The organism is Kitasatospora sp. NPDC101108 (assembly GCF_055584725.1).
This window is the reverse complement of the sequence record NZ_JBVJLM010000005.1, coordinates 345,820-360,199: the sequence shown is the minus strand read 5'-3', so window position 1 is coordinate 360,199 and position 14,380 is coordinate 345,820. Positions and strand designations below refer to the sequence as shown.

General features: G+C 73.1%; 13 protein-coding genes and 1 pseudogene. 8 read left to right on the top strand and 6 right to left on the bottom strand.

Going from position 1 to position 14,380, the window contains the following annotated elements:
- Positions 1-90: 90 nt before the first annotated feature.
- Positions 91-1,479 carry a sensor histidine kinase gene (locus tag ACZ6Z8_RS14500; protein WP_465609579.1) on the bottom strand — a complete coding sequence of 463 codons (1,389 nt, stop codon included), beginning with the start codon at positions 1,477-1,479 and terminating at the stop codon, positions 91-93.
- A gap of 1 nt (position 1,480) precedes the next feature.
- Positions 1,481-2,158: a response regulator transcription factor gene (locus ACZ6Z8_RS14495; protein ID WP_465609577.1), complete on the bottom strand. Its 678-nt coding sequence runs from the start codon at positions 2,156-2,158 to the stop codon at positions 1,481-1,483.
- Positions 2,159-2,306: 148 nt separating this feature from the next.
- Here ACZ6Z8_RS14495 and ACZ6Z8_RS14490 point away from each other — a divergent pair, with 148 nt between their 5' ends.
- Positions 2,307-2,897, top strand: a complete 591-nt coding sequence (locus ACZ6Z8_RS14490) for a hypothetical protein (RefSeq protein WP_465609575.1) — start codon at positions 2,307-2,309, stop codon at positions 2,895-2,897.
- A 1-nt stretch (position 2,898) separates the two neighbouring features.
- On the top strand, positions 2,899-3,714 hold the full coding sequence (locus ACZ6Z8_RS14485) for a COG4705 family protein (protein WP_465609573.1): 816 nt from the start codon (positions 2,899-2,901) through the stop codon (positions 3,712-3,714).
- Positions 3,715-3,791: 77 nt separating this feature from the next.
- Here ACZ6Z8_RS14485 and paaK read toward each other — a convergent pair whose 3' ends face one another.
- Positions 3,792-5,141 (bottom strand): phenylacetate--CoA ligase PaaK, encoded by a 1,350-nt coding sequence (gene paaK / locus ACZ6Z8_RS14480; protein ID WP_465609571.1) that lies wholly within the window; start codon positions 5,139-5,141, stop codon positions 3,792-3,794.
- 277 nt (positions 5,142-5,418) lie between these two features.
- On the opposite strand from paaK, the gene ACZ6Z8_RS14475 reads away from it, so the two are divergent.
- The 3 genes from ACZ6Z8_RS14475 to ACZ6Z8_RS14465 all read left to right on the top strand — a co-directional run bounded on the left by ACZ6Z8_RS14475 (position 5,419) and on the right by ACZ6Z8_RS14465 (position 8,820).
- Complete coding sequence (locus tag ACZ6Z8_RS14475; protein WP_465609569.1) at positions 5,419-6,963, top strand: hypothetical protein; 1,545 nt, start codon at positions 5,419-5,421, stop codon at positions 6,961-6,963.
- A 157-nt stretch (positions 6,964-7,120) separates the two neighbouring features.
- Positions 7,121-7,396, top strand: coding sequence for a hypothetical protein (locus ACZ6Z8_RS14470; protein WP_465609567.1), 276 nt, complete (start codon positions 7,121-7,123; stop codon positions 7,394-7,396).
- Positions 7,397-7,656: 260 nt separating this feature from the next.
- The gene (locus ACZ6Z8_RS14465) at positions 7,657-8,820 is read left to right on the top strand and encodes an ROK family protein (protein WP_465609565.1); all 1,164 of its coding nucleotides are present in this window, start codon (positions 7,657-7,659) and stop codon (positions 8,818-8,820) included.
- A 109-nt stretch (positions 8,821-8,929) separates the two neighbouring features.
- Here the strand turns inward: ACZ6Z8_RS14465 and ACZ6Z8_RS14460 are convergent, their stop codons facing one another.
- Positions 8,930-9,676 (bottom strand): GntR family transcriptional regulator, encoded by a 747-nt coding sequence (locus ACZ6Z8_RS14460; RefSeq protein WP_465609563.1) that lies wholly within the window; start codon positions 9,674-9,676, stop codon positions 8,930-8,932.
- 333 nt (positions 9,677-10,009) lie between these two features.
- Here ACZ6Z8_RS14460 and ACZ6Z8_RS14455 point away from each other — a divergent pair, with 333 nt between their 5' ends.
- Entirely contained in the window at positions 10,010-10,813 is an 804-nt protein-coding gene (locus ACZ6Z8_RS14455) for an exodeoxyribonuclease III (RefSeq protein WP_465609561.1), read from the top strand.
- A 74-nt stretch (positions 10,814-10,887) separates the two neighbouring features.
- On the opposite strand, the pseudogene ACZ6Z8_RS14450 reads toward ACZ6Z8_RS14455, so the two are convergent.
- Positions 10,888-11,151 (bottom strand): annotated as a pseudogene (locus ACZ6Z8_RS14450) (transposase); the annotation flags it as partial.
- 76 nt (positions 11,152-11,227) lie between these two features.
- On the opposite strand from ACZ6Z8_RS14450, the gene ACZ6Z8_RS14445 reads away from it, so the two are divergent.
- Both ACZ6Z8_RS14445 and ACZ6Z8_RS14440 read left to right on the top strand, forming a co-directional pair.
- Positions 11,228-11,665, top strand: coding sequence for a hypothetical protein (locus ACZ6Z8_RS14445; RefSeq protein ID WP_465609560.1), 438 nt, complete (start codon positions 11,228-11,230; stop codon positions 11,663-11,665).
- A 184-nt stretch (positions 11,666-11,849) separates the two neighbouring features.
- Positions 11,850-12,413, top strand: a complete 564-nt coding sequence (locus tag ACZ6Z8_RS14440) for a DinB family protein (RefSeq protein WP_465609558.1) — start codon at positions 11,850-11,852, stop codon at positions 12,411-12,413.
- A 92-nt stretch (positions 12,414-12,505) separates the two neighbouring features.
- Here the strand turns inward: ACZ6Z8_RS14440 and ACZ6Z8_RS14435 are convergent, their stop codons facing one another.
- Entirely contained in the window at positions 12,506-14,068 is a 1,563-nt protein-coding gene (locus ACZ6Z8_RS14435) for an alpha-L-arabinofuranosidase B (protein ID WP_465609556.1), read from the bottom strand.
- Positions 14,069-14,380 lie beyond the last annotated feature (312 nt).

Here is a 14,380-nt window from a genome sequence, read left to right as displayed (position 1 = left end):
CGGGCGCCACCACGATCCCGGCTGCGCCGAACGGGTCCCCCGGGGCTCCGAACGGGTCCCGCAGGGCTCCGAACGGGTCCCCGGCACCCCTCAGTCGTCCTCCGCCAGCGGGATCGCCGCGGTGAGCCGGGCGCCGGTCGCGGTCGGGGTGACGGTGAGGGTGCCGTGGTGGTGGCGGGCGATGTCGCGGGCGATCGACAGACCCAGGCCGGTGCCGCCGTGGTCACGGGAGCGGGCGTCGTCCAGGCGGGTGAAGCGTTCGAAGACCCGCTCGCGGTCGGCGGGCGGGATGCCGGGGCCGTCGTCCTCGACGTCCAGCAGGGCGAGGCCGCGCGCCGGGTCGGTGCCCAGGCGCACGTGCACGGTGGTGGCCGCGTGGCGTTCGGCGTTGTCGAGCAGGTTGGTGAGCAGCCGGCCGAGCCAGAGCGGGATGCCGTCGACGGCGACCCCGGGGGCCAGGTCGGTGGTGCGGCGGTGCGGGCCGGACGGGCGGGCGAGGACGGTGGTGGCGACCAGGTCGGTGAGGTCGATCCGCTGGCGGGGGCGGTCGTCGGTGCCGCCGGCGTCCAGCCGGGCGAGCAGCAGCAGGTCGGTGGCCAGGTTCTGCAGCCGGTCGGTGTCCTCCAGGGCGCCGTGCACCAGTTCGGCGCGGACGTCCGGGTCCGGGTGGGTGTCGGCGACCTCCAGCTGGGTGCGCAACACCGCGAGGGGGCTGCGGAGTTCGTGCGAGGCGTCGGCGATGAACTGCCGCTGCCGGCGGCCGGAGGCCTCCAGCCGGTCGAGCATCGCGTTCATGGTCGCGGCGAGCCGGGCGATCTCGTCGGCCGTACCGGGTTCGGGGACGCGGCGGTGCAGGTCCTGCCCGGTGATGGCGTCGACCTCGGCGCGGATCGCCTCCACCGGGCGCAGCGCCTGCCCGGTGACCTTCCAGGTGACCACCACCCCGGTGAGCAGCAGCAGCGGGCAGGCGACGGCCAGCCCGGCCTGGGTGATGTCCATGGCCTCGTCGGCGGCCCGCAGCGAGGCGCCCGCGTAGACGGTGACCGGCCCGTCGGCGGTGTCGGCGGTGACGGCGGCGATCCGCTGGCGGTGGTGTTCGTACAGCGGGTCGACGTCGTCGGTGGTGTGCGAGCCGGTGCGCCGCGCGGTGGCCAGGGCGGGGCGGCCGGCCAGGTTGGGGCTGGCGGCGAGGACGGTGCCGCGGGCGTCGACGACCTGGAGGAAGTCGGTGCCGTGGGCGGGGTGCAGGACGGGCGTCAGCCGTCCCTGGACGGCGAGTTGGGCCACCGATTCGGCCTGCTGGCGGGTCGCCGAGGCGGCCGAGGCGACCAGGTCGGCGTGCACGGCGGCGAGCAGTCCGGCCCCGGCCAGGGCGAGCGCGGCGGCCAGCACGGTACCGGCGGCCGCGGTGGCCCGGGCCCGTACCGTACGGGGGACGAACCTGCTGAGCGCGTCGGGGAGTTGACGAGTTCCGGGCATCTCAGCCGCCGGCCGGGTCGAGCCGGTAGCCGGCGCCGCGCATGGTCTGCAGGGCGGCCCGGCCGAAGGGCGCGTCGATCTTGCGGCGCAGGGCGTGGACGTGCACCTCGACGACGCTCGGGTCGGCGTCGTGGTCGGCGTCCCACACGTGGTCGAGGATCTCGCGCTTGGAGACCACCGTCCCGGCCCGGGCGGCCAGGTGCTCCAGGATGGCGAACTCGCGGGCGGTCAGATGGGTGGGGGTGCCGGCCCGGGTGCAGGTGCGGGCGTTGGCGTCCAGCACCAGGTCGCCGAGGGTGTGCAGCCGGGGGCGCTGCCGGTCGATCCGCCGGTGCAGGGCGCGCAGCCGGGCGAGCAGCACGACGAAGGAGAAGGGCTTGGAGAGGTAGTCGTCGGCGCCGGTGTCCAGGGCCTCGGCCTCGTCCCACTCGCCGTCCTTGGCGGTGAGCATCAGGATTCCGGCCCGGCAGCCGCCCGCGCGCAGCCGGGCGCAGACCCGGTAGCCGTTGAGGCCGGGCAGCATGATGTCGAGGACGATCACGTCGTAGGGGTGGCGCTCGGCGAGGGCGAGGCCCTCGGGGCCGTTGTGGGCGGTGTCGACGGTGTGTCCGTCGGCCTCCAGTCCGCGCCGCAGCGCGGTGGCCATCCGGTGTTCGTCCTCCACGACGAGTATGTGCATCCGTTCAGGGTGCCAGGTGCTGCTGAGAGCTCCCGACCCGCCTTAAGCGCAGGTTCAGGTACGGTCCGCCATGATCGCCGGGCGCGGCCCGGGCGGTACCGGGCCGGACGCTGAGCGCAGCAGCCGCACGAGGCAAGGAGTGCCCCCGATGACCGAACCCCTGTCGTCCACCACCCCGCAGCCCGGGATGGAGCCGGAGATCCCCGAGGTGCCGCCGCTCGCGCCCCGCCGTCGGCGCGCGGAGCGCCTGCGCGCCTGGACGAGCGGGCGGGAGCGCCGGATAGCCGCGTCGGTGGCGGCGGTCGCGCTGCTCGCCGGGGGCGGGCTCGCTGTCGCGGCGGCGGCGCACGAGGGGCACGGGGAGCGCGGGCACGGGCACCGCGAGGCGTCGGCCCGGTCCGAGGACGGGAACGGGCACGAGTACGGGAACGGGCACGAGTACGGGAACGAGTACGGGAACGAGCGCGGGACCGGTAACGGGCACGGGAAGCGCGGGCACGGCCACGGCGAGGCGCCCGCTCCGCTGCCCTCCCTCGGCGCCTCCGCCGCCCTGGACAAGGCCCAGGCCGCCGTTCCCGGCGGCCGCGCCGAGTCGCTGCACCGGGTCACCGCGCAGGGCGGCGGCGCGGCCTGGGCCGTGACGGTCGTCGGCCAGGACGGCGTGCGCCACCTGGTGACGGTGGACGGCACCGACGGCCAGCTCACCTCCAACACCGTCGTCGACGGCTCGGAGGGCTGAGGTGGCCCACTCGTACGCGCCGACCGCGCCCGGCCCCGCCACCCCCGGTCCAGCCGCTCGCGGTGACGTCCGGGCCACCAGCAAGGTCCCCGTGGTGGACGGCTGGTTCTGGGTGGTGAAGGTGCTGACCACCGGCATGGGCGAGACCCTCTCGGACTTCCTCGCCAAGACCTTCGACCCGGTGCTGGCGGTGGGCGCCGCCGGACTGCTGCTGGCCGTCACCCTGCTGGTGCAGCTGCGCACCCGCCGCTGCGTGCCCGGGCTGTACTGGGCGGTGGTCGTGCTGGTGAGCGTGTTCGGCACGATGGTCGCCGACGTGGCGCACGTCGCGCTCGGCGTCCCGTACGCGTTGTCGGCCGGCGCGCTGGCGGCGGCGCTGGCGGCGCTGTTCCTGCTCTGGCACCTGGTGGAGGGCTCGCTGGCGATCGACCGGGTGACCGGGCTGCGCCGGGAGCTGTTCTACTGGGCGGCGGTGCTGCTGACCTTCGCCCTGGGCACCGCGCTGGGCGACCTGACGGCGGCCACGCTCCACCTCGGCTACCTGGTGGCCGGCCTGGGCTTCGCGGTGCTGATCGCCGTTCCGGCGGTGGCGGCGCGGGCCCGCTGGGTGGGCCCGGTGGCCGGGTTCTGGTGGGCGTACGTGCTGACCCGTCCGCTGGGCGCCTCGTTCGCGGACTGGCTGGGCGTCGGCGCCGACCGCGGCGGCATCGGCCTGGGCACCGGCCCGGTCAGCCTGGCCCTGGCCGTGCTGATGGCGGTCGCCCTGGCCCTGTCCGCGCGGACGCGCCGTCGGACGGCTGGACTCATCACCCACTGACCGTCTACATTTCTGTAGACGTCGGAGGCGCACGGCATCACCCCCCGGACAGCCGTGCGCCTCCGACCTCTTCTCCGCTACTTCCGCTCGTCCACCACCCGCTTGATCTTCCCGACCGAGCGCTCCAGCGTGTACGGGTCCACCACCTCGGCCGCGACCGTCACGCCGACACCGTCCTTCACCGCCCGGACGATCGACTCCCGCGCCGCCGCCCGCAGTTCGGCGGGCGCCTCCGGACGGGCCTCCACCCGCACCGTCAGGTGGTCCATCCGCCCCTGCCTGGTCAGCCGCAGCTGGAAGTGCGGGGCGACGCCCGGGGTGCGCAGCAGGATCTCCTCGATCTGGGTCGGGAAGAGGTTCACCCCGCGCAGGATGATCATGTCGTCGCAGCGCCCGGTGACCTTCTCCATCCGCCGGAAGGCCGGCCGCGCGGTGCCGGGCAGCAGCCGGCTGAGGTCGCGGGTGCGGTAGCGGATGACCGGCAGCGCCTCCTTGGTGAGCGAGGTGAAGACCAGCTCGCCGACCTCGCCCCCGGGCATCACCAGGTCGGGCCCCAGCTGGTCGCCCAGCGGGTCCACGACCTCGGGGTAGAAGTGGTCCTCCCAGATGTGCAGCCCGTCCTTGGTCTCCACGCACTCCTGGGCGATGCCGGGGCCGACCACCTCCGAGAGGCCGTAGATGTCGACGGCGTGCAGGTCGAGCCGCTCCTCGATCTCGCGCCGCATCTCCTCGGTCCAGGGCTCGGCGCCGAAGATGCCCACCTTCAGCGAGCTGGCGCGCGGGTCGAGGCCCTGCTTCTCGAACTCGTCCAGCAGGGTGAGCAGGTAGGAGGGGGTGACCATGATGATCTCGGGGCGGAAGTCCTGGATCAGCTGGACCTGGCGGGCGGTCATGCCGCCGGAGGCCGGGATGACGGTGCAACCGGCCCGTTCGGCGCCGTAGTGGGCACCCAGACCGCCGGTGAACAGCCCGTAGCCGTACGCGATGTGCACCTTGTGGCCGGGGCGGCCACCGGCCGCGCGGATCGAGCGGGCGACCACGTCGGCCCACATCGCCAGGTCGTTCTCGGTGTAGCCGACCACGGTCGGGCGCCCGGTGGTGCCGCTGGAGGCGTGGATCCGGCGGACCCGCTCCATCGGGACGGCGAACATGCCGAAGGGATAGCCCTCGCGCAGGTCGGCCTTGGTGGTGAAGGGGAACCGGGCGAGGTCGTCCAGGGTGCGGCAGTCCTCGGGGCGCACCCCGGCGGCGTCGAACTTGCGGCGGTAGAGCTCGACGTTGTCGTAGGCGTGCCGCAGGGTGGCCCGGAGGCGGTCGAGCTGGTGGGCCCGGAGTTCGTCCACGCCCATCCGCTCGCCGGCGTCCAGCAGTGCGGGTGGAATCGGCTCCCCCAGGCGTCGTCCCGGTTCGGGTGAGCTGCCGGTCATCGTCGCTCCTTCGCAGGTCGGCCGATCCTGGGGGCCCAACCGATCGTTCGGTCCGGGCCGGCCCAGGCCAAGTAATCCAGCACCCGAACCACCTGTCAAGGGCTTGCACAGCGATGCCGGAATGCGCAGTTCCGACGTCTTCGTGGCGGGATTCCCCTCGCCGCTTGGCTGGCCGATATGAAAATCATTACCGAATTTTGACCAGGCTCCGACCGCTCCCGACCCGGCCGCATGGTTCAGTGGTGCGGCTTCTCCCCCGTACCCCGGAGTGATCACCTTGGCCTCGACCCCTGCGCTGGTCAGCGCGCTGCGCGAGCTCGGCGACCGGCCCGCCGTCGTCGCCGACGGACGCACGATCAGCGGCACCGGCCTGCTGCTCGGCGTCTCCCCGCCGGGCGGCCTGCCCCGGGCCCTCGCCGAACGCGTCGCCGAACACGCCGCCCTGGCGCCCTCCGCCGCCCGCACCGCCGAGGCACGGCTCCGCCACTGGGCCGGCGTCCTCGGCCCGCCGCCGATCCGGCACACCGTGCTGCACCCGGCCACCGAACTCGCCGTCGAACTCGCCCTGGCCACCCTGCTGGCCGGCGGCACCGTGCACTGCGCCGACCCCGACCAGCAGCCCGAGCAGCAGCTCAGCGCCCTCGCCGCCAACGGCACCACCCACCTCAGCCTGCCCTCCACCCTGCTCTGGCGGCTCAGCCGCCAGCCCGGACTGGCCGAGCACGACCTCAGCGCGCTGCGCCTGGTCCTGCACGTCGGACCCGAACCCCGACAGGACGACGTGTACGCCGCCGTCGACGCCCTCGGCGCGGTCCTCGCCCACGTCCGCGCCCCGCACAGCCAGGCCGAGGCCGCCGACCGCCGGCTGCGCGCCGACGCCGAGGCCGCCACCGCCGCCGCCTGGAAGTACGGCATCGGCGTCACCGCCGACCAGGTCACCGAGTTCGGCGCCCACCTCGACCGGGCCGTCCTCACCGCCCTGCTGCACACCCTCCAGCAGGCCGGAGTGCTCACCGACCCCGCCCGCGGCTGGTCGGAGGCCGAACTCCTCGCCACCGCCCTGGTCACCCCCGCCCAGCGCCCCCGGGTCGGCCGCTGGCTGGACGCCCTCGCCCGGCACGGTCTGATCACCCGCCAGGGCGGCGGCGCCCAGGGCCCGCTCTTCCACGGCGCCCCCGAACTCACCGCCGCCGAGGTCCGGGAGGCCTGGCGCCCCGCCGTCGAGAGCTGGGCCGACGGCCTCGGCACCGCCCCCGTCCTCGACCGGGTCCGGCGCGGCGCCCTGCGCCTGCCCAAGCTGCTCACCGGCCAGGAGGCGCCCCGCCCCGCCGTCGCCCCGGTCCGCTGGGCCGCCGCCCGCGGCTACCTCGGCGCCGCACTCGGCGCGCTCGTGCGCGCCACCGCCGAGGCGCACGACGGACCGCGGCCGCTGCGGGTCCTCGAACCCGACCGCGACGGCGCCGAGACCGCCGTCGCCCGCGCCCTGGCCGCCCGGCCCCGGCAGAACGCCGACCACCACCTCACCCCCGACGGCGGGCGCTACGACCTCGTGGTCGCCACCGCCGCCGGCCGCCCCGACGAGGAGGTCCCGGCGCTCGTCGACCAACTCGCCCCCGGCGGCCGGCTGCTGCTGCTCGCACCCGTCGCCGAACAGCTCGACCTGCTGATCACCGGCGACCCCCGCGGCCTCACCGCCCACCCGGCCGACCACTGGCGGGCCGCCCTCTCCGCGGCGGGCTGCCCCACCGTGCTCACCCTGCCGGCGGACGGGCACCCGATCGGGCTGCTGGGGCAGGGGCTGTTCGCGGCGCGGGTCGACTGACTGCGGGACGGGGCCCGCTGAGGGAGCGCAAGCTCGCGACTCCGGGACGGGCCCGCTGAGGGAGCGCAAGTTCGCGACTCCGGGACGGGCCCGCTGAGGGAGCGCAAGCTCGCGACTCCGGGGCGCGCCCTCGGCAGGTGCGGCTACGATCGGGCGCATGGCCGCTCCTGTGCGTTCGATCCGCTCCCGGGCCTCCCTCGGCTCGATCGGCTCCATCGGTTCCATCGGCTCGCTGCTGTCCATCGGCTCGGTCGGGTCCGTCCTCTCGATCGGATCGGTCGGCAGCGTGCTGTCCGTCGGCTCGGCCGGCTCGGTCTTCAGCGCGTTCTCGGCGTGCTCCTGGCTCAGCGTCGGCTCGCTGCTGTCGGTGCGCTCGCGCTGGTCCGTACGGGGCCGGCGGCCGGGGCGGGGGCCGGCCGTGGCCGACCGGTGAAGCAAGGGTCACGTACCGCCACCCGATCCGTACCATTTCGATACCGAAGCCCAGGTGAGCTGCGGGAATCCTCGCCGCGCCGGACGGTCCCCCGGTAGGCTCCGGCTTGTCCCCCGGGCCTTCCCCCGGGCCTTCCCGCGGGCGGCGGCGCGCCGCCCGTGCCGGTGCACCGGGGGCAGACCCCTGCGGGCCATTCGGTGGGCTCCGCGCACTCGACACCGCGCGCCAGGGCAGTCGCGCGAACGGCGAAGGGCATCGCATTGGCGGATCGGCTCACCGGAGGAGACTCCTCGCTGCTGCGGCGGATCAACGCCGCGGTCACGCTCAGGGCGCTGCGGACCGGCCACTCCGTGACCCTCACTCAGCTCGTCGGCGAGACCGGGCTCTCCCGGCCGACCGTCGAGGGCGTGATCGAGGGCCTGGTCGAGACCGGACTGGTCGCCGAGGTCGAGCAGCCCCGGGAGGACGGCCAGCCGGGCACCGGCCGCCGTGGCCGCCCGGCCCGCTGGTTCCGCTTCCGCGCCGAGGCCGGGCACATCCTCGGCATCGAGATCGGCGTGCACGACATCCGGGTCATCCTCGCCGACCTCGCCGGCGAGGTGGTGGGCAGTCACTTCAAGCCGGTCGACGAGACCCTGGACGCCGAGGAGCGCCTCACCGCCGTCCGCGCGGCCGTCGCCGAGGTGCTGCGCAAGGCGGGCGTCTCCCGGGACAACCTGTGGGCCGTCGGCATCGGCACTCCCGGCATCGTCGACCGCGAGGGCACCATCCGGCTCGGCACCGCGATGCCCGGCTGGACCGGCCTCGACCTCGGCGCCCGCCTGCGGCGCTCCTTCCGCTGCCCCGTCCTGATCGAGAACGACGCCAACCTCGCCGCCATCGCCGAACACTGGCAGGGCGCGGCCGTCGGCGCCGACGACGTGGTCTTCGTGATGGCCGGCCTCAGCCCCGGCGCCGGCTCGCTCATCAACGGCAAGCTCCACCGCGGCTACGGCGGCGCCGCCGGCGAGATCGGCGCCCTGCACCTGCTCGGCCAGGAGGTCACCCCGGAGAAGCTGCTCTCCACCACCGGCAAACCGCTCAACCCCCTCGACGAGGCCGCCGTCGCCCGCGTCCTGCGGCTCGCCCGGGAGGGCGACGAGGTCGCCAAGGTCGCCATGGACCGCTTCCTGACCCGCCTCGTCCAGGGCGTCGCCGCCCTCGTCCTCGCCATCGACCCCCAGCTGGTGGTCATCGGCGGCTGGGCGGCCGGCCTGGACGGCGTCCTGGAACCCCTACGCGAGCGGCTGTCCCAGTTCACCCTGCGGGCGCCGGAGGTGGCGCTGGCGGCGCTGGGCTCGGAGGTCGTCTCCATGGGCGCGCTGCGGGTCGCCCTGGACCACGTGGAGGACCAGCTCTTCGCGGTGGACCCACCCCGGGTGTGAGCTCCGCCCCGGGTGTGAGCTCCGCCCCGGGTGTGAGCTTCGCCCAACGACAGCGGCCCGGAAGCCAGTTGGCGTCCGGGCCGCTGTCCGAGGGTGGGTGCGGGCTGGTTCAGGAGGCGGTGCGGACCTCGGGGCTCGCGGCGACCGGGGTGACCTCGACCAGGCCGGTCTCGCCGAAGGTCAGCTTGCAGGTGTCCGCCCGGTAGGTGGAGACGGCGAGCGCCACCAGGCGGCCGGCCGAGGCGTACTGGGTGGTCATGACCAGCACCGGGGTGCCCGGGGGGCGCTCCAGCAGGGCGGCCTCGTCGGCTTCGGCGACACCGAGCTCGACGGCCCGGGACTCGCCGTCCACCTCCAGGCGCTCCAGCTGGCGCAGCACCGAGCGGGCCCGGTCGCTCTCGGCGCGGAAGCCGGGCAGGTGCGGCAGGGCCGAGGCCGGGACGTGCAGCGACTCGCTGGCCATCGCGCGGCCCTCGACCAGGCGGACCCGGCGGACGGTGTGCACGGTGGCGCCCTCGGCGATGCCGAGGTCCTTGGCCAGCTGCGCGGAGGCCGGGGCGGTGGTGCAGTCCACCGTGCGCCAGGCCTGGCTGCGGCCGGCGCCGGGCCAGCCCTCCTCCTGCCGGTTGACCGGGACGCCGACCCGCGGGGCGGCGATCAGGGTGCCGATCCCCCGGCGGCGGACCAGCCGGCCCTCCAGCTCCAGCTGGTCCAGGGCCTGCCGCAGCGTCGCCCGGGCGACCCCGAAGCGGGCGGAGAGCTCGCGCTCGTTGGGCAGGACCTCACCGGTGGAGAACTCCGAGTCGATGGCCCGCAGCAGCACCGTGCGCAGGTGCCAGTACTTCGGTTCCGGCACCGCCGAAAGCTGTCCTGTCGTCCCGACCGTGCCCACCGTGTCCTCCACCTGGTCCTGTCCGCCCTACGACAAGGAGGGCGGATCCCGGGCCCGCTGCCCGCTGTTGCGGCAGGTGGGAGAGCGAGCCTTTATCCGTCCTTCTTTATTAAAGGTCCTTGCAGTAAGTGACCCTAGGTGCTGCGTCCGGAGATGGTCAAGACCAATGGCACGGCTTGATGCGGCGTTCGCGAACATTCATGCCGCGTTCACGACAGCCCGCGCCGGCGCCGCGCCACGGCCCCCTGCCGCGCGTCACGGTTCGGGACGGACACGACCAATGGGTAGGCTGCCCGGGTGATCGTGGTGACGAGTGTGAACGTGAACGGAATCCGGGCGGCCGCCAAGAAGGGCTTCGTCGAGTGGCTGGCCGGAACGGAGGCGGACGTGATCTGCCTCCAGGAGGTGCGCTCCGAGCCCGCGCAGCTGCCCGTCGAACTGCGCGACCTGGACGGCTGGCACGCGGTCTGGGCCCCGTCCGTCGCCAAGGGCCGGGCCGGCGTCGCGATCCTCTCCCGCCAGGAGCCGCAGCGCACCGCGATCGGATTCGGATCGGAGGAATTCGACAATTCCGGCCGGTACGTCGAAATCGACCTCCCGGGCCTGACCGTCGCCAGCCTCTACCTGCCCTCCGGCGAGGTCGGCACTGAGCGCCAGGACGAGAAGGAACGCTTCATGGCGGAATTCCTCGTCCACCTCACCGCCCTGCGCGCCCGCGCCGCCGCCGACGGCCGCGAGGTCGTGGTCTGCGGCGACTGGAACATCGCCCACCGCCCCGAGGACCTCAAGAACTGGAAGGCCAACCAGAAGTCCGCCGGCTTCCTCCCCGAGGAACGCGCCTGGCTCTCCCGCGTCTACGACGAGGCCGGCTACGTCGACGTCGTCCGCGCCCTCCACCCCGACCGCACCGGCCCCTACACCTGGTGGTCCTACCGCGGCCGCGCCTTCGACAACGACTCCGGCTGGCGCATCGACCTCCAGGTCGCCACCCCCGGCCTCGCCGCCAAGGCCATCGAGGCCTACGTCGAACGCGCTGCCACCCACGCCGAACGCTGGAGCGACCACGCGCCGGTGACCGCGGTGTTCGACCACCAGTTCTGACAGCTCCCTACAGGCAAAGCTCCCCGGCCGGCTGGGTCTAGGGACCGCCCCGTCCATCGCGTGACTGGCCCCGGTCAACCGGACCGCTCGGGCACCACGCCGGGCCGGCCGGCGCCACCCTCGGCCACCGGGCCGGCTTCGGGTGTTCGGCGCGCAAGCGCACCAGCAGGTCGCGGCCGGCGTCGTTGTCCTTGACCGAGGCTCGCCCAGCGCACGCCCTCCGCGACCAGGTAGCGCACCGCGTCCAACATCTGCCGATGACAGAGGCCCTCCGGACGGCCGCCCTGCCCGTTCGTCCAGGCCGGGATCGGCAACAGCGGCCGCACGACCACCCACTCGGCGTCGGTGAGGTCGGAGCGGACCTAAGTGGGCCGTCCCGGGAACCCGGGGCGGCCACGACGCATCCAAGGGACCATGGTGAAACGACGCATTGCCCTCGTAGCGCTTCCCCTTCTGGCTCTCACCGCCTGCGGTCAGCAGACGCAGGCCAGCAGTCAAACCGCCGCCCCGGCCGGCAGTTGCGGCCAGCACCTTTCCGGGGCCAGCGACCCGAACCGGCTCGCGGTCTATCGCGTCCCGGTCGCCAAGGACTCGGTAGGGGTGTTCTTCCGGGGCACCCGGTCAGGGGATGTGCTGCGCGCCTACCTGACCGACAAGAACAACACGGTCATCGGGACAGCGTCCCGGCCGCCTGTCAACGGGCGGGCGACGATCGACATCTTGTGCGCGGGCACCACATGGGCGCAGGTCACCGCGTCAGACGATTTCGACGACCAGGTCACCGTCGTTCTGACCCGCAACGGGCAGGGTGATGTGATCTCCGGCGAACCGCTGTACGTCAAGGCTCTTTGAGTCTTCGCCATCGTCGAACATGCGGATGGCGCTCGCTCGGGATACTCATTGCTGATCTCTGGCGGGAGTCCGGGTCTTGATCATCCGCCATGTCACCGGTCGAGGCTGTCACATCGCGGCCCACGGCCGGCGACGGCGTCCGTGAGGGACACAGCCAGGTCTCCGTTGTATGTAGTGTGCGGAAATGACAAGAAACGAGCGACTCGCGGAGCAGCTGGACTGGCACTGGCACAAGAACCTCCGGCCGCGGCTGGACGGTCTTACCGATGAGGAGTACTTCTGGGAGCCGGTGCGCGGCTGCTGGAGCATCCGCCCACGCTGCACGTCGTCCGCAGTGATGTCGGAAGGTTCGGGGGAATGGACGATGGACTCCGCTTCCCCTGACCTGGTGCCAGCGCCGGTGACCACGATTGCCTGGCGGCTGGCGCACATCATCGTCTCCTGCCTGGGCTACCGGGTCGCATGGTACTTCGGCGGCCAGGACGTCGACTCCCAGACATTCGCCTACGCGGGGACCGCCGACGAGGCGCTGAAGCAGCTCGATGAGATGTATGGGAGATGGAACGCGGGGGTCCGCGAACTCTCGGACGCCGCCCTGGACAATCCGCCCACAGCGGGTCCCGAGCGGTTTCCCCTGGAGAACAGGGTCCTACACGTCAACAGGGAGCTGATCCATCACGGCGCCGAGGTTTCCCTGCTGCGCGACCTCTACCGCTGGCAGGACGGAGCCGTACCGCACCGAATCTGACTTTTCGGCAACCGGCGACCGAGCATGCTGGTCGGAGGGGCTGATGTGCGGATCCGGCCGTCTTCGGCACCGGACTCGGGGCGGGCTGCTCGTCAGCTCCAGGGGGCGGCCGCGAGCCAGCTGGTGTCCTGGGCCCACGACGAGGTGGCGTCCCAGGCGTTGGTGCCGCCGTTGCTCGCGATGTAGGCGGTGAAGTCGTAGTGGCGGATGTACTTGGCCGGGTAGTTGAAGGACTGGAGGGAGTGGCCTGTGCCGCTGTTTCCTGGCTGCGGGCAGAAGGTGGCGTCCGCGGCGAACTGGGTGGTCCCGTCGTTGGGATTGAGGTGGAGCTCGAATGCGTAGTGCCTGAGGTAACTTCCGGATGCGTTGGCCGACTCCAAGGAGATGCAGTTGCTGTTGGCCAGGCCGGCGCGGACGATCCAGGTGGCGTCGGCCTTGTCGGTGGCCGAGCTGGAGGAGTTGATCGCGGAGATGACGACCTTGGTGTCGGCGTCGTCGTGGCGGAGGTAGTCCGAGGCGCAGCACGCGGTGGTGGCCTGCAGGGAGACCCGGGAGCCGGGCGTCAGCGAGCCGGTGCCGGTCGAGGCGCTGCCGTAGCCGGCTGCGGCGATGTTGGCCTGGACCGCGGCGTCGGTGGCGTCGGAGGGGTAGCCCTTGACCATGGCGCCCTCGTAGAAGGTGCCCGCGCTCGCATTGTGGTTGGTCTGGCAGCAGTCGCCTCCGCTGCCGAGGATTATGGCGCCCTGCTTGTGCATCGGGTTCCATCCGCTGGGCAGTGCGCCGCTGTAGAGCTGGGTCAGGCCCCCGGACCGGGCGTCGGCGCCCTTGAGTGCCATGTGTGTGGTGCCGTTGTTCTTGAGCATCGCGGTGACGAAGCGGCTGGTCTGCGAGACCTGGTCGGGGTTCCACGTCCTGCCGCCGCCGGAGAACAGGCCGTTCTCCAGGTCCGCCTGCACCCACGGCCCGGTTCCGCTGCAACCGCCGAACCAGCATTCCGTGCCGAAGTTGATCGCGTCCATGGCGCCGTTGCCGTCGGCCTTGTGGTCGATCTCCGTGTTGCCGTAGTCGAAGCAGCAGCCGCTGTTGACGTGGGTGCCGCTGGTGACCATGTACTCGCCCTCGGGTGAGCTGCCGGTCGGCACCCCCGAGGTGGAGCTGTATGCGAAGTAGCTGTTGCCAGGGTTGATGTAGAGCGCGTACGCCTTCTGGCCGCTTACGGTCACCGCTTCGGTGGTCGCGGTGGCCGCCGTGTCGGCGCCGCCGGTCCCGCCGGGTCCCTGGTAGACCAGGGTGCTGCCGCTACCGGTCTGGTCGTAGAGGCGGGTGATGGTGCACACGGTGCCCGCGCAGAACGAGTCCTGCGCCGCGGCGTTGGCGACGCCTCCGGCGGACAGTACCCCGATGTTCTGTGTCGTGCCGTCCGACGCCCGCTGCACCTGGTAGAGCGGGCCGTTGTAGGAGGCGAACAGCGCGCGGGTGGTGCTGTGCGCCGCGACGCACGGTGTGCCGCCGGCGGCGTAGATGTCGCATGGGCCCTGGGTGGCGGCCTGGGAGGTGGTGGCCGTGCCGGTGAGTACGCCGGCGGCGAGCACGGCGGTCGTCCCCGCCGCCAGCAGCGCCCGCCGGGCACGGCGCAGCCACGATCGTACGGTCATGAACGAACTCCTTCCATGGGGTGGGGGAAAGGAAGGGGGTGGGGGTGGGCGACGATTGTTAGCGCTAACAGTTGCGCCCGAGAAGGAGCGGTGCGCGCATACGATGGAATGGACACCTCAGGGGCACCGTGACGGCCCTCACTATGGCCACACGTTGGGGCACCGTCAAGACATCGCACATGGAACCTTGGTCAGTGTACGCACAGTTTCGACTCGCGGTCCGGGCCGGCACCGCCGGTCCGTCGCCGCAGTCGGTCGAGAACCGGTGGGCAGTGACGATCCCCCGCCCGGCGGACCTCTGGACACGCCCGG

Coding starts and splice junctions, on each gene's coding strand:
- ACZ6Z8_RS14495 (WP_465609577.1), bottom strand. CDS start 2,158: ATGCACATACTCGTCGTGGAGGACGAACACCGGATGGCCACCGCGCTG.
- ACZ6Z8_RS14500 (WP_465609579.1), bottom strand. CDS start 1,479: ATGCCCGGAACTCGTCAACTCCCCGACGCGCTCAGCAGGTTCGTCCCC.
- ACZ6Z8_RS14435 (WP_465609556.1), bottom strand. CDS start 14,068: ATGACCGTACGATCGTGGCTGCGCCGTGCCCGGCGGGCGCTGCTGGCG.
- ACZ6Z8_RS14445 (WP_465609560.1), top strand. CDS start 11,228: ATGGTGAAACGACGCATTGCCCTCGTAGCGCTTCCCCTTCTGGCTCTC.
- ACZ6Z8_RS14470 (WP_465609567.1), top strand. CDS start 7,121: ATGGCCGCTCCTGTGCGTTCGATCCGCTCCCGGGCCTCCCTCGGCTCG.
- paaK (WP_465609571.1), bottom strand. CDS start 5,141: ATGACCGGCAGCTCACCCGAACCGGGACGACGCCTGGGGGAGCCGATT.
- ACZ6Z8_RS14440 (WP_465609558.1), top strand. CDS start 11,850: ATGACAAGAAACGAGCGACTCGCGGAGCAGCTGGACTGGCACTGGCAC.
- ACZ6Z8_RS14490 (WP_465609575.1), top strand. CDS start 2,307: ATGACCGAACCCCTGTCGTCCACCACCCCGCAGCCCGGGATGGAGCCG.